At 63.2% G+C, this 13,622-nt stretch carries 11 protein-coding genes and 1 pseudogene; 5 read left to right on the forward strand and 7 right to left on the reverse strand.

Going from position 1 to position 13,622, the window contains the following annotated elements; genetic code table 11:
* Nucleotides 1-202 precede the first annotated feature (202 nt).
* The 3 genes from ACZ9GA_RS16770 to ACZ9GA_RS16780 all read right to left on the reverse strand — a co-directional run bounded on the left by ACZ9GA_RS16770 (nucleotide 203) and on the right by ACZ9GA_RS16780 (nucleotide 2,496).
* A complete protein-coding gene (locus ACZ9GA_RS16770; protein WP_457361621.1) occupies nucleotides 203-982 on the reverse strand; it encodes a MetQ/NlpA family ABC transporter substrate-binding protein in 780 nt (259 codons plus the stop codon).
* Nucleotides 979-2,157 carry an N-methyl-L-tryptophan oxidase gene (gene solA, locus ACZ9GA_RS16775; protein ID WP_457361620.1) on the reverse strand — a complete coding sequence of 393 codons (1,179 nt, stop codon included), beginning with the start codon at nucleotides 2,155-2,157 and terminating at the stop codon, nucleotides 979-981. Before solA ends, ACZ9GA_RS16770 begins: the two co-directional genes overlap by 4 nt.
* 159 nt (nucleotides 2,158-2,316) lie before the next feature.
* Entirely contained in the window at nucleotides 2,317-2,496 is a 180-nt protein-coding gene (locus ACZ9GA_RS16780) for a hypothetical protein (protein ID WP_457361619.1), read from the reverse strand.
* Nucleotides 2,497-2,891: 395 nt separating this feature from the next.
* Here ACZ9GA_RS16780 and ACZ9GA_RS16785 point away from each other — a divergent pair.
* Nucleotides 2,892-3,071 (forward strand): annotated as a pseudogene (locus ACZ9GA_RS16785) (Fis family transcriptional regulator); the annotation flags it as partial.
* Between the two features lie 152 nt (nucleotides 3,072-3,223).
* Here the strand turns inward: ACZ9GA_RS16785 and ACZ9GA_RS16790 are convergent.
* On the reverse strand, nucleotides 3,224-3,478 hold the full coding sequence (locus ACZ9GA_RS16790) for a DUF3077 domain-containing protein (RefSeq protein ID WP_457361618.1): 255 nt from the start codon (nucleotides 3,476-3,478) through the stop codon (nucleotides 3,224-3,226).
* Nucleotides 3,479-4,210: 732 nt separating this feature from the next.
* On the reverse strand, nucleotides 4,211-5,107 hold the full coding sequence (locus ACZ9GA_RS16795; RefSeq protein ID WP_457361617.1) for a DMT family transporter: 897 nt from the start codon (nucleotides 5,105-5,107) through the stop codon (nucleotides 4,211-4,213).
* 119 nt (nucleotides 5,108-5,226) lie between these two features.
* Here ACZ9GA_RS16795 and ACZ9GA_RS16800 point away from each other — a divergent pair, with 119 nt between their 5' ends.
* The 3 genes from ACZ9GA_RS16800 to ACZ9GA_RS16810 all read left to right on the forward strand — a co-directional run bounded on the left by ACZ9GA_RS16800 (nucleotide 5,227) and on the right by ACZ9GA_RS16810 (nucleotide 8,889).
* Nucleotides 5,227-5,793: a helix-turn-helix domain-containing protein gene (locus tag ACZ9GA_RS16800; RefSeq protein WP_457361616.1), complete on the forward strand. Its 567-nt coding sequence runs from the start codon at nucleotides 5,227-5,229 to the stop codon at nucleotides 5,791-5,793.
* 115 nt (nucleotides 5,794-5,908) lie between these two features.
* Nucleotides 5,909-8,314, forward strand: a complete 2,406-nt coding sequence (locus tag ACZ9GA_RS16805) for a DUF3772 domain-containing protein (RefSeq protein ID WP_457361615.1) — start codon at nucleotides 5,909-5,911, stop codon at nucleotides 8,312-8,314.
* 233 nt (nucleotides 8,315-8,547) lie between these two features.
* Entirely contained in the window at nucleotides 8,548-8,889 is a 342-nt protein-coding gene (locus ACZ9GA_RS16810; RefSeq protein ID WP_476226471.1) for a hypothetical protein, read from the forward strand.
* Between the two features lie 655 nt (nucleotides 8,890-9,544).
* On the opposite strand, the gene hpxO is transcribed toward ACZ9GA_RS16810, so the two are convergent.
* Nucleotides 9,545-10,723, reverse strand: coding sequence for an FAD-dependent urate hydroxylase HpxO (gene hpxO, locus ACZ9GA_RS16815; RefSeq protein WP_457361613.1), 1,179 nt, complete (start codon nucleotides 10,721-10,723; stop codon nucleotides 9,545-9,547).
* 333 nt (nucleotides 10,724-11,056) lie between these two features.
* On the opposite strand from hpxO, the gene ACZ9GA_RS16820 reads away from it, so the two are divergent.
* Nucleotides 11,057-12,214: an acetyltransferase domain-containing protein gene (locus ACZ9GA_RS16820; protein WP_457361612.1), complete on the forward strand. Its 1,158-nt coding sequence runs from the start codon at nucleotides 11,057-11,059 to the stop codon at nucleotides 12,212-12,214.
* Here ACZ9GA_RS16820 and ACZ9GA_RS16825 read toward each other — a convergent pair.
* Nucleotides 12,192-13,607 carry an amino acid permease gene (locus ACZ9GA_RS16825; protein ID WP_457361611.1) on the reverse strand — a complete coding sequence of 472 codons (1,416 nt, stop codon included), beginning with the start codon at nucleotides 13,605-13,607 and terminating at the stop codon, nucleotides 12,192-12,194. The two genes, ACZ9GA_RS16820 and ACZ9GA_RS16825, sit on opposite strands and share 23 nt — an antisense overlap.
* Between the last annotated feature and the right edge of the window lie 15 nt (nucleotides 13,608-13,622).

Genomic DNA, 13,622 nt, shown 5'->3' on the forward strand with positions numbered 1-13,622 from the left:
TCATCGAACGATGGGTGGGAGGCTAACCGCAGGCGGGGGTGGGTGTCGTTCGTGCGGGTACGCGTGGAAAATGGCGAGACCGCATCGCCTGCATCGCGACCAAGGTCGGCTCCTACGGGTTGACGGTCACGATACCGCGTCGTGGACACGGTGCGTGGTAGGAGCCGACCTTGGTCGCGATGCAGGCGACGCGGTGCAGAGGTTAGAACGCCGGCACTACATCACCGTGGTAGCGCTCCAGGATGAACTGCTTCACCTGCGGCGAGTTGAGCAGCTTGCCCAGTTTCTGCACCGCCGGGTCATTGGCCTTGTCGCGGCGCACGTACAGGTAGTTGGCGTACGGCGAGTCCGAGCTTTCAATGAACAGCGCATCCTTGTGCGGCTCAAGCTTGGCTTCCAGCGCGTAGTTGGCGTTGATCAACGCCAGGTCCACCTGGTTCAGCACGCGTGGCAGCATGGCCGCTTCCAGCTCCTGGAACTTCAGGTGCTTGGGGTTGCTGACGATGTCCTTGCGGGTGGCCATGATGTTGCTGGGGTCTTTCAGGGTGATCAGGCCCTGCTTGGCGATCAGCAGCAGCGCGCGGCCCGAGTTGGTGGGGTCGTTGGGGATGGCGATGGTGGCGCCGTCCTTCAGCTCGGCAATCGACTTGATCTTCTTCGAGTAGGCCCCAAACGGTTCGATGTGCACCGCCACGATCGGTACCTGGTCACTCTCGGGACGGTCCTTTTTGTAAGCCTCGTAGTAAGGCTTGCTTTGGAAGTAGTTGGCATCCAGCGCGCCTTCGTCCACCTGGCGATCGGGCTGCACGTAGTCGGCGAACACCTTCACGTCCAGCGTCACGCCTTCCTTGGCCAGCTCCGGCTTGAGGAACTCCAGGATCTCGGCATGGGGGATGGGTACTACCGCGATCTTGAGGGTTTCGGCATAGGCCGAACCCATGGCCGCCATCAACAGTGCCGCAGACAGAACGAAGCGTTTCACGATGGTTTTCCTTCGAAGCGTTTCAGGGAGAAAGACGACAGATCAAGGTCACTGGTACCGCGCATGCACCACTGCGCGAACGCTTCGCCCAGCGCTGCGGAATGCTTGAAGCCATGGCCCGAGCACGCCGACACCACCAGGGTGTGCTGCAGCGTGGGGTGCTGGTCGATGATGAAATGGCGGTCCGGGGTGACGGTGTAGGCGCACACGGCGGACTTCACCACCCGCGCGTTGACCCCGGCGATGCGGCCGTGCACCTGGTGCTCGTACATGCTGTGCGCTTCGCTGTCGGACACGGTGCGGTCCATGGTTTCGGGCTGCGAGGCGGTGTGGTACTGGGCGGTGGCAATCTTCAACGTGCCTTCGCCGGGCAGTGCCGGGAAGCCGTAATTGACCTTGTTGTCGCCACGGCCGTGGGTAAGGATGAAGGTTGGCGATGCGCCTTCCAGCCCGGCCCCTTCCTGCACTTCGAACCAGAACAGCTGCTGGCGATAAACGCTGAGCAGCCCTTGGAACGGATCGCCCAGCAGGCCACCGGTCCAGTTGCCGGCGCTGATCACCAGCTTGTCGGCCTGCAGCGTGCGCTGGTTGGTGGTGACGGTGACGCCCTGCGCATCCGACGCAATGGCCGTAACGGTTTCGCCTTTATACAGCGTGGCGCCATGCTGTTCGGCCAACTTGAGCTGAACATCAATGCAGCGCTCGGGGCGTACAAACCCGCCCTCAGGCTCGAAGTAGCCGATGGCGTCATCGCGCACGTGGGCGAACTGCGGGAAGCGCTGGCGAATCTGCTCGGCGTTGAGCAATTCGTGCTCGATGCCGTAAGTCTTCGCCAGGCCGATGGTACGCAGGGTGAAGTCGGTCTTGTCGGCGGGGTCGAAGTCGGGGCTGGAGGTGAGCACCAGCACGCCGGACTGCTCGAACAGCGCCTGGCCCGACAGCGCTTCCAGCTCGCGCCAGATGGCATGGGAGCGGCGCACGATGGGCACATACTGCGCGCCCTCGCCCACCGACAGCCGCGTAATGCGCGTGTCGCCGTGGCTGGAGCCTTGGGTGTGGGGTGGGTGATGGCGGTCGATGCCGGCCACCTTGACGCCTTGTTTTGCCAGTTGGTACACGGTAGCGGCGCCCATGGCGCCGAGCCCGAGGACCAGCGATTCGAAGCGTTCCGTCATCAGCTGTGGTCCTTGTGAAAAGGGGCTGATTTCAGGGGAAAAAGTGAGGAAAAACAACAGTCAAAGGGGAATAAGCTTATGCCTTTGCGGTTAGCCATTCGTGGCGCTGTGTGGGCATTGGCATCACCGTGGCCGCAGCTTGGCGGCACCGGCTACGGGCTATGCGGCCCGGCGCTTGCGGGCGTAGAGCAGCAGCCCGAAAAAGAACAAACCGCTGGTACTGGCCAGAATGGCCTGGGGCTGAGCATTGACGACGCCAACGGCCACGCCTGCCATCAGGACCGCCAACACGAACAGCTTGGCTATTCGGAGATCCCGTTCACTGATTGTCAATTTCATCGCTGCCGCTCCTTGCGTGTGTGGGGGAATAATTACCCAGCTGATGCTTGAGGATACCATCCTGGACTCAACTATCCACATAAAGGGCCGGCGGCCTCCCTGCTGGGCTTCTCCCATGCTTCACCGGCCCCACACGTACCACGAGTAGGACATTTCTGAAATTCACTCCTGCTAGGCCAATTGCCTTGTGCAGCCACCGCAGTCAGCTTACCGTTTGGTCGGTGAGGCCGTCAGCTCAGACACTGTTAAACCAACCCGCTACGGGCATCAGCTTAGAACACTCTCTCCCTATGGCATCGCACAACGGCCGGTTTTATCGAGTCGCCTTCCCCACAGAACTGCGCATGCCTTAAAGCCTTGCGCTCGAGGGTTGCCAAGTACCCAGTTTGGCGATTGAAAAAAGCACCAAGAAGGCACTGGCAGAGCGCATGCACACCAGTAGGCCTGCTGTGGATCGGGCACTGGATCAAAATGATGCTGGCATGACGCTCGCCACTTTGGCTAATGCCGCGCGGGCACTTGGGCAACGGGTCGAAGTCCGGTTGGTACCGGAGCGCGATGCTGTAACCACCTAGGCACAAATCACGCCTGGCCACGTCGGCACAGATCGCGCGCCGCGCGGGCGGCGCGCGATCTCATGGGCGCTGGAAAACCATCGGCATGCACCTGTCAGCCCCCAATCCAATCCAAGGCCTGCCGCAGCGGGCGGCACTGGTTGCGCAGAGGGTTACCTCACCGCTATCAACGCATCCACCAACCCGCGTGCGCCTTCGATGTGGTGCAGCGTGGACCACACCAGGCCTTTTTCCGGGCTTTCACCGTCGGTGAGTTCGTAGGCCGATTGGTGTGCACACAGCAACAGGTGCGACAGGTGGCCCAGCGCATCCTCCAGGCTGATGCCCGGGTTTACGCTGAAGAAGGGTTGCTGCTGGGAGTCGCGCATGCCGAATGGCAAGGCGCGGGTTTGCAGGAGGTCGTTCATGGTCAAAATCCTTTTATTGGAAACAAAATCTAAAGCGGGCAAACAAGGCTGACAACGCCGCTCCCACAGGCCATGGTACGTTGCAACAAATGTGGGAGCGGGTTCTACCCGCGAAGCGCCGCGCGGGCGGCGCTCGATCTCAAGGGCGACAGAACAACATCGGCTGGCACCTGGTGGCCATGACGCAACCTCCAGCCGGCCGCTTCGAAGAACACCCGATAGACCTGTCGTGGGATCGCAGTGTGGCTTATAGGTGCATGCCTTGGTTTTTTTGTCGCGCTGGAGATCGAGCGCCGCCCGCGCGGCGCTTCCCGAGCAAGCCCGGTCCCACATTTTTGTTGCAACGCACCATGGCCTGTGAGATCGGCGTTGCCAGCCTTGTGTGTTCACATCAAAGCTGTGTGCCGGGTGGGCGGGTGGATCGGGGGTGGGTTTGACCATGATTGAGCTCTTATCGTGTTGACGGAGCTGCCAGTCAATGTGACCAAACAAAGGGGTGGCAGCAGTGCGAGGGTTGGTCAACCGAGACGATAAGCAAACCCGGCGCATCCTAAGATGCCCCGCGCACCACTGCCATAACATGGCAATGCGGATTCACTTATCGACTACGGGTGACCAAACCCGACCGCTGACGAATCGGCGGCGCAGGCAGGTTAGTCAGCACAAAAGGCAGGCGCAACCGAGAAGATGTAAGCGAATTATTCGATTATCGCCGATCTTGTAAGAGTTTTCCTAGGAAATTTCCGACATCTTTATTTCCTCATATGTACGCACGCGCCCCTGAAACACCATCATCCCCGCCGCCGCCAGCAAAATCCCAAACGCCCCCAGCAACTGCACTGCCCCCAACGCATGCCCAAACCCCAACCAATCCACCGCAATCGCCACCACCGGATAAACAAACGACAACGCCCCCACCAACGCCGTCGGAATCCGCTGGATAGCCCCATACAGCAACGTCGACATCACCCCGGTATGCACCACGCCGATCACCACCAGATACCCCCACGCCCCCTGCCCAACCGCCGATACCGTCACGAACGGTGCCAGGATCACCACCCCCACCACCATCTGAATCAACACCAGCAACGGCGCCGGCATGCCCTTCAGCCCCTTGGCAATCAACGCCGCCACCCCATAGAAAAACGCCGAGCCCAAGGCCAACGCGACGCCATACAGATAATTGGAACCAACCGCCCCGGCGCCGCCGCCAAACACGATCAACAGCAACCCGACAAAGGCCACCAACAACCACACCAACGCCGTACCGGAAACCCGCTCGCGCAGGAACACCGCCCCCAACCCCACCAACATGAACGGCTGGGTGTGATAAACGACGGTAGCGATAGCAATGGACGAGTGCCCATAAGCCCGGAACAGCAGCACCCAATTCAGAATCAGCGCCACCCCGCCCAGGCACGCAAGGCCCACCTGCCGACCGCTGGGCCGATAGCGTCCAAACACCCCAAGCGCCCCGCACACCGCCAACATGGCCAACGCCCCAAACAGACAACGCCAAAACACCACATCCAATGCCGCCTGCCCGGACATCAGCACGAACCAGCCCACGGTGCCGGAGATCACCATGGCCGAGGTCATTTCCAGCACACCACGGGTTTGCGACTTCATTTATGCACGTCCTCCTGGAAACACGTCGTCCGATCGATTGGTATATCGAACAAAGGGGCGGCATAATGAACAACCCGCGATCGGGGCGTCAATGCCTTTCAGGATGATTTAAAGAACGAATGACCGATATACCGAACAACTCAAGCCGTCTCGACCTGCTGGCCTCGGCGATTAAACGAGAGCGCCAACAGGCCGGATTGTCCGTCACCGAACTAGCCAAGCGCGCAGGCGTGGCCAAATCCACCCTGTCACAACTGGAGACCGGCATCGGCAACCCGAGCATTGAAACGCTGTGGGCACTGGCCACGGCCATGGGCTTGCAAGTGACGCGTTTCTTCGAGCAACCGCAGCAGCACTTGCGGGTGATTCGCGCGGATGAAGGCGACACCGTGCACAACGAAAGCGGCCGCTACGCAGCAACGCTGCTGGCCGACTGCCCGGCAGGCGTGCAGCGCGACCTGTACCGCCTGAAGGTGCAGCCGGGTGACGCCAAGCTGTCCAAACCGCACCCGCCCGGCACCCTGGAACACGTGCTGCTGTGCACGGGCAGCGCCAACGTAGGCCCGGCCCACGACCCGGTGCGCTTGAATGCCGGCGATTACATGAGCTATTCGGCCAACGTACCACACCTGTTTGAAGCGCTCGAACCCGACACCACGGCGGTGATGGTGATCGAGCACCCCTGATCGCGAACGGCTTCTGCCCAGCGCGCGAAAATGACACAGTAGCCCCCCGGGAATTTCCAGCTGTCAACCGTGGTCAATGCACGTCTGGCCGCACACCGAACACGAGGCACCATCCATGCAGCACCCCAGGTTCAACCGTTTTACTGCCCTAGTTTTCACCCTGCTATTGAGCGTGGCCCTGCCCTTCGCCGCCCAGGCCGCGCCCGCCACGCCCGCAGCCGCCGGCCCGTTGCCGACGCTGGCCGACGGCGCCACGCTGGATGCCCTGAACGATCAGCTGGACCTGATCCGCCAGCGCGTCACCGTCAGCGCCAACGACGATTTGCTGTCCACCTTGCGCCAGGCTGCGCAGCAAGTGCAGAAGCAGGCCGATGACCTGTCGGCCGAGCGCACGGTGAGCGTCGAGCACCTGGACGATCAGTTGAAAGTGATTGGCCCGGCGCAGGCGGACGAGGCGCCCGAGCTGACCAAGCAGCGCCAGGCGTTGTCGGCCAAGCGCAACGATCTGGTGGATGACGAGCATCAGCTCAGCACCCTGAGCCAGTCGGCCCGCGACCTGGCCTCGCAGATCGTCAACCTGCGTCGCAGCCTGTTCAACTCGCAGATCAGCACCCGTTCGGCCAGCCCGCTGAGCCCGGCGTTCTGGTCCAGCCTGATCCGCCCTACCGATGATGACCTGCGCCGCCTGAACACCCTGGCGCAGGACGTGGGCAGCGCCGGTGCGGCCGTGATGGCGCCCGGCGCGCGCTGGTTCTTCCTCGGTGCTTTGGTGCTGTCGGTACTGATCTGGGTAGTGGGCCGCCGCCTGCTGGAGCGTTTCCTGGCCTGGGCGATGATCCGCTGGCTGCCTGAAGGCCGCCTGCGCCGCAGCGCCCTGGCACTGACCGTGGGGCTGGCCACCGTGGTGACCATCGCTGCGTCGGCCTCGGTGCTGCGCTGGGGCGTGACCAACACGGCCCAACTGAGCGCCAACGTGCTGAACCTGCTGGACCAGGTGATGACCCTGGTGGTGTTCTGCGCCTTTATCGTCGGCCTGGGCCGCGCCATGCTGATGGTGCGCCGCCCGTCGTGGCGCCTGCCGAACCTGCCGGATGATCTGGCCGCCGCCCTGGGCCCGTTCCCGAAAATCCTGGCCCTGGCGCTGATGATCATCGGCACCCAGGAACGCATCAACAGCGTGATCGCCAGCAGCCTGGCGCTGACCGTGGCGGTCAATGGCCTGACCGCGCTGGTGGTTTCGCTGACTGCGTTCTTTGCGCTGGTGCGCTACCACCGCTCCCACAGCCGTTTCGACCTGGAACGCCCGACCGGCTTCGTCGCCCTGATCCCGCTGATCATCGGCACCTGGGTGGGCCTGGCGCTGCTGGCGCTGGTCAGCGGCTACCTGACGCTGGCGTACTTCCTCACCGTCAAGCTGCTGTGGATGAGCGTGGTGGGCACCGCCGCCTACCTGCTGGTGGCCTTCTTCGGCGACCTGTGCGAAACCCTGTTGTCGCCGCGCCAACCGGGCGGCCTGGCACTGGCCTCGGCGCTGGGCCTGTCGGAGCGCCACCAGGCACAGGCCGCCACCTTGCTGGCGGGCGTGGGCCGCACCTTGCTGGTGTTTACCGCGCTGCTGTTCGCCTTGATGCCATCGGGTTCCAACCCCAGCGAGCTGCTGGAAAGCATCAGCCTGCTGGACCTGGGCAGCAAATCCCTGGGTGGCCTGAAAGTGGTGCCCAGCGACATCCTGCTGGCCCTGGCCATCGCGGTAGGCGGCCTGGTCAGCATCCGCATCGTCAAGAACTGGCTGGCCGAACGCCTGCTGCCGGAAACCAACATGGACGCCGGCATGCGTGCCTCGCTGGTGACCCTGGTGGGTTACCTGGGCTATGTGCTGCTGGCGATCGTGGTGATGTCCACGCTGAGCATCAGCCTGACCAACCTGACCTGGGTGGTCAGTGCGCTGTCGGTGGGTATCGGTTTCGGCCTGCAAGCCATCGTGCAGAACTTCATTTCGGGCCTGATCCTGCTGACCGAGCGCCCGGTGAAGGTGGGTGACTGGGTGAGCCTGGCCGGCGTTGAAGGCGATATCCGCCGCATCAACGTGCGCGCCACCGAGATCCAGATGTCCGACCGTTCGACGGTGATCGTGCCCAACTCGCAGTTCATCACCCAAAACGTGCGCAACGTGACCATGGGCAACGCCCTGGGCGTGGTGGGCATTACCCTGACCTTGCCGCTGGATACTGACGTGCTGAAGATTCGCGAGCTACTGCTGGCAGCGCTCAACGAGCACGAAGCGATTCTGGATGCGCCGGCGCCGTCGGTGTCGTTCAAGGATTTGACCAGCAATGGCCTGATCATCAGCGCTACCGGTTACGTGGGCAGCCCGCGCTCGGTGTCGGGTGCGCGCAGCGACCTGTTGTTCACCATCCTGGGGCGCCTGCGCGACATGGGCGTGACCCTGAGCGCGCCGCAGAGCATGCTGCTGATCAATGAGGGCCAGGGGATGCTGCCGGTGCCCAAACCCGAGGCCTGACTTTTCTGCAGGCATGAAAAAGCCCGCGATGGGGGGGAGCGGGCTTTTTCATTTCTTACCGGAGCAGGATTACCCTATCGCAGCGAATGTGAAAATAGTGTGATGGAGTGGATACGTTTCCGTAGGACTCAGCGTAGGACGCTTCTGGTTTTCACCTGTGGTATTGCTTAGCCCAGCCGGGCAGCCGTACGCTTTCCCCCAGCCTGCGAGAGGCAACAAGGACGCCCCCCCACATGAATGGACACACAGACTACCGGTTGCTGATCAAAGAGCTCGACGCCCTGGGCAGCGAGCGTGACACCCTCGGCAGCCACAAACGCCGCGGTGGCCAGCCACCGAGAGGAGATGCCATGGAAAAGCGCGTTGGAAAACTGGAAGACGCATTGCCTGACATTCGCGAAAAGCTGACTCGATTGGAAGGCAAAACCGATTCAATCGAAAAACATGGGGCCACCAAGGCCGACCTGTCCGGCACGGAATCGACCCTGATCAAATGGTTGATCGGCACGGCCTTCGCCATGACCACACTCGCCAGCGCCACGACGTTTGGTATCGCCAGGCTGCTGGCCGCCTGAACACGACCCTTGCGTAGCCGTAGTCTGACGGCTGCTACTAGACAGTTGCTGGTACCGCGTCGCCTGCATCGCGGCCAAGGCCGGCTCCTACCACCGACCGCGTAGGAGCCGACTTTAGTCGCGATGCAGACGACGCGGTTCTACCGGGGGGCGGCGAACACTGTGGGACCGGGCGCAAGCCCGGGAAGCAGGCAACGCGGTACCCCTGACGGGCCCCTTCCCGAGCTTCGCCCGGTCCCACACTGTTCGGCCCTCAGTGGTGTGCTAGGCCAGCCATTCCCCGCCGCCTGCGGCGGTCTTGGCCAGGCCGGCAATCACTCGCTCGCCGGTTTCCTGCGCCAACTCTTCGTACCAGGCCTGGGTTTTCGCGGCGTCCCGGCCATGGGCACGGAATCGACCCTGATGTAGCCGTAGTCTGACGGCTGCTGCTAGACAGTTGTTGCTACCGCGTCGCCTGCATCGCGGCCAAGGCCGGCTCCTACCACCGACCGCGTAGGAGCCGACTTCAGTCGCGATGCAGACGACGCGGTTCTACAGAGGGGCGGCGAACACTGTGGGACCGGGCGCAAGCTCGGGAAGCAGGCAACGCGGTACCCCGGACGGGCCCCTTCCCGAGCTTCGCCCGGTCCCACACTGTTCGGCCCTCAGTAGTGTGCTAGGCCAGCCATTCCCCGCCGCCTGCGGCGGTCTTGGCCAGGCCGGCAATCACTCGCTCGCCGGTTTCCTGCGCCAACTCTTCGTACCAGGCCTGGGTTTTCGCGGCGTCCCGACCATGGGTCACGTCACACCGCTCGCGCGCCCGCAGCATGATCTGCGCGGTGCGTTCGGCGCGGGCGGCGTCGTACTGGGACAGGGCGGCGTCGGGGGTGTCGGCCGCCAGGCAGCGCGCCAGCACCCAGGCGTCTTCCAGCGCCTGGCAGCCGCCCTGCCCCAGGTCGGGGGCCATGGGGTGCGCGGAATCGCCCACCAATACCACGCGCCCTTTGACGAAGCTGGGCACCGGCGGCATGTCGTGGATTTCCACGCGGCTGACGATGGCGGTGTCCATGCGCTCGATCAGGCGCTGCACCGGCGCGGCCCAGCCGCTGAAATGCGCGCCCAGTTCGTCACGGTAGGCGTCGCGCTGGTTGGGGGTGCCGGCCGGCAACGGCACGTCGAAGAAGAAGTACAGCTGGCCGTTGCCCATGGGCATCAACGACACGCGCTTGTGCTCACCGACAAATTGCGTCCATTCCCCGTTGGCGGCCAGGTCTTCGGCGGCGTCGATGCGTCCGTTCCAGTTCACGTAACCGCAGTACTCACGCTGCACCTCGCGGCCCACCACGTAGTTGCGCAGGCGCGAGTGAGTGCCGTCGGCGGCCACCACCAAGTCGGCGTCGATCTGCTGGCCGTCGCTGAAGCTGACGCGCACGCCATCGGCCAACGGTTCAACACCTTCGCAGGTCACGCCCAACGTCACATGCTCGGGCCCACAGGCCTGCAGCAAGATGCCCTGCAACGCGGTGCGTGCGATCGGGCAGGCGCGTTGTTCAACGGCCTGGTACAGCGGCTGCAGGCTGAAGCGCGTCAGCAACTCGCCGGCCGAGGTGCTGTAACTCATGGCGTCCATTTCACCACTGGCGGCCTTGATGGCGTCACCCAGCCCCAGTTTTTCCAGAACGTTCACGCCATTGGGCCAGATGGAGATGGCAGCGCCCGCCGGGGTCAGTTGCGGCACCCGATCAAATAGCCGCACGCGGTGGCCGCCGCGCTGCAAGGCGATACCGGCGGACAAGCCGCCGATGCCGGCGCCGATGATGACGATGTCGAGGGGGCGTGGGGTGGACGTGGACATGGCAACACACTCGCAAAAAACTGATCGATTGGTCAGCTATTGCATATTGCTTGCCAGTCTGTGGTGGCCGCCATAAACCGCGGTGTAGAGCCGCCGCGAAGGAAAAAATATGCCACATTGGGGAGCATCACGGGCGCGTTCGCCCCACGGAAGGGCGAATGGCGGCGCCCTGTAGCCGCTGCCGTCAGGCTGCGCTGGCCTGGGTGACCACTTTGGATCTGCAGCGAGGCAGAGGGCCAGCGCAGCCTTCGGCAGCGGCTACAAGTGTGGGGTGATCGTTAGGCCATAAAGATATATGATAACATTCCCATTTGAGCCGGATCGTTGCCCTTCATGTCCCCTCCTGCCCCCACCCTACGCCAACGTCTTACCTCCATCGACGCCCTGCGCGGCCTGGTGATTCTGTTCATGCTGCTGGACCACGTGCGCGAAACGTTCTTCTTGCACCGCCAGGTCAGCGACCCCATGAACGTTGACACCACAGAGCCTGCGCTGTTTTTCAGCCGCACCCTGGCGCACCTGTGCGCCCCGGTGTTCGTGTTGCTGACCGGGCTGTCGGCCTACCTGTATGGCGAGAAGCATCAGGGCCGGCGCGACACCTCGGCCTTCCTGTTCAAGCGGGGGCTGTTTCTGGTGGTGCTGGAGTTCACCCTGGTGAACCTGGCGTGGACGTTCCAGTTGCCGCCCAGCGTGATCTACCTGCAGGTGATCTGGGCCATCGGCGTCAGCATGATCTGCCTGGCAGGGCTGGTGTGGCTGCCACGCCCGGTCATGCTGGGCCTGGGGCTGGCGGTTGTCGCTGGCCACAACCTGCTCGATACCCTGCACTTCCCGGTTGGCTCGGCGATGCATGTGCCGTGGGCAATCCTGCATGATCGTGGCTGGATCGAGGTGTCCGAGAGCCTGCGGCTGCGCACCTCGTACCCAGTGCTGCCGTGGATTGGCGTGATCGCCATCGGCTATTGCCTGGGGCCATGGTTCAGCCCGGACACCCTGCCCGCCCGGCGTCAGCGCAACCTGCTGCTGACCGGCGTCGGGGCATTGCTGGGGTTCGTCGCCCTGCGTTGGCTCAATGGTTATGGCGAGGCACCGTGGGTGTCGGGCGCCAGCGATGTGCAGACGGTGATGAGCTTTTTCAACATCACCAAATACCCGCCTTCGCTGCTGTTCCTGGCATTGACCTTGGGTGTGGGGCTGTTGCTGTTGCGAGGGTTCGAGCGGGCCGGGCAGCGTCGCTGGACCGCGATGCTGGCGGTGTTCGGGGCGGCGCCGATGTTTTTCTATCTGCTGCACCTGTATGTGCTCAAGGCGCTGTACCTGATCAGCGTGGCGCTGCTGGGCCTGAACCAGGGCAGCCACTTTGGCTTTGACCATGTCCAGGCCGTGTGGCTGACCTCGGTGCTGCTGGCGGTCGCGCTGTACCCGGCGGTGCGATGGTTCGCACAGGTAAAGGCGCGACGCCGGGACATCACTTGGCTGAAGTACCTCTGAACTCGACGGCACCGGCGGCGCGGCCCTTCTTGACGAATACCGCGTACGCCACCGTCAACAACAGCAGGAACGGCACGCCAAACACCAGCGTCATGCGGAACGCGTCGGTGAAGAAGGTGGTGACCATCACCAGCCCCATCAGCACCAGTCCCGCGCCCGTGCTGTAGGGGAACAGGCGCATGCGGAAGGCCAGCGGCTCGCCGCCCTTGCGGTCGTGGTAGCGACGGAAACAGTAGTGGGTGAGGAAGATCATGAACCAGGTGAAGATGGCGCCGAACATGGAGATGGCCATCATCAGGCTGAACGAGTCCTCCGGGTAGAACACGCTCATCAGCGTGGCCAGGGCAATGCCTGCGCACGACAGCAACAGGGCATTGAGCGGCACCCCGGACTTGCTCAAGCGCCCCAGGCCCTTGGGCGCATGGCCGGCCCGCGACAGGCTGAACATCATGCGGGTGGTGATGTAGAGCTGGCTGTTCATGGCCGACAGCGCCGCGATCAGGATCACGAAGTTCATCACCCCGGTGGCGCCCGGAATGCCGATGCTCTGCATCACCGTCACGAATGGGCTTTGGCTGTTGCCGGCGTCGCTCCACGGCACGATGGCGAGCATCAGCGCCAGGGTCAGCAGGTAGAAAATCACCAGCCGCGCGATGGTGGCGCGGAACGCCTGCTTGACCGCGCGCTTGGGGTCCTGGGCTTCACCGGCGGCCACGGCGATCATTTCCACGCTCAGGAAGCTGAAGATGGAGATGATGACCGCCACCCACATGCCGCTGAACCCGTGGGGGAAAAAGCCGCCATGGTCGGTGTAATTGTGCACGCCGTACGCCGGGTTGCCGCTGCCGAACACCACGTACGCCGCCAGCAGGATAAAGCCCACAATGGCGGTGAGTTTGACCGTGGAGAACCAGTATTCGGCGGTGCCGAAGGTTTTCACGCTGATGGCGTTGAGCAGCACCAGCACACTGGAGAAGGACAGTATCCATACCCATTCCGGCACGTTGGCAAACCAGTACTTCATGTACAGGGCAATGGCCGTGACCTCGGTGCCCACCGCCAGCACAATGGCCGCCCAATAGGCGTAGCGCACCAGGAACCCGGCCAGCGGGCTGATGTAGAACTCGGCGTAGGCGCCGAACGAGCCGGAGGTGGAATGGGCGACGGTCATTTCCGCCAGGCAGCCCATCAGCAACAGGGTGATGAAGGCACCGATGGCGTAACTCAGCAATACGCTGGGCCCGGCGTAGCCGATGGCGAAGGCGCTGCCCATGAACAACCCGGTGCCGATGGCGCCGCCAATGGCGATCATGCTCATCTGCCCGGCGCTGAGCTGGCGGTGCAGGCCTTGCTCGCGGTTGGATATCGTTTCGAAGCCACGTGCTTGCGTCATGGTTCTTTCTCTTGC

It is taken from the genome of Pseudomonas sp. TE3644 (assembly GCF_056278815.1).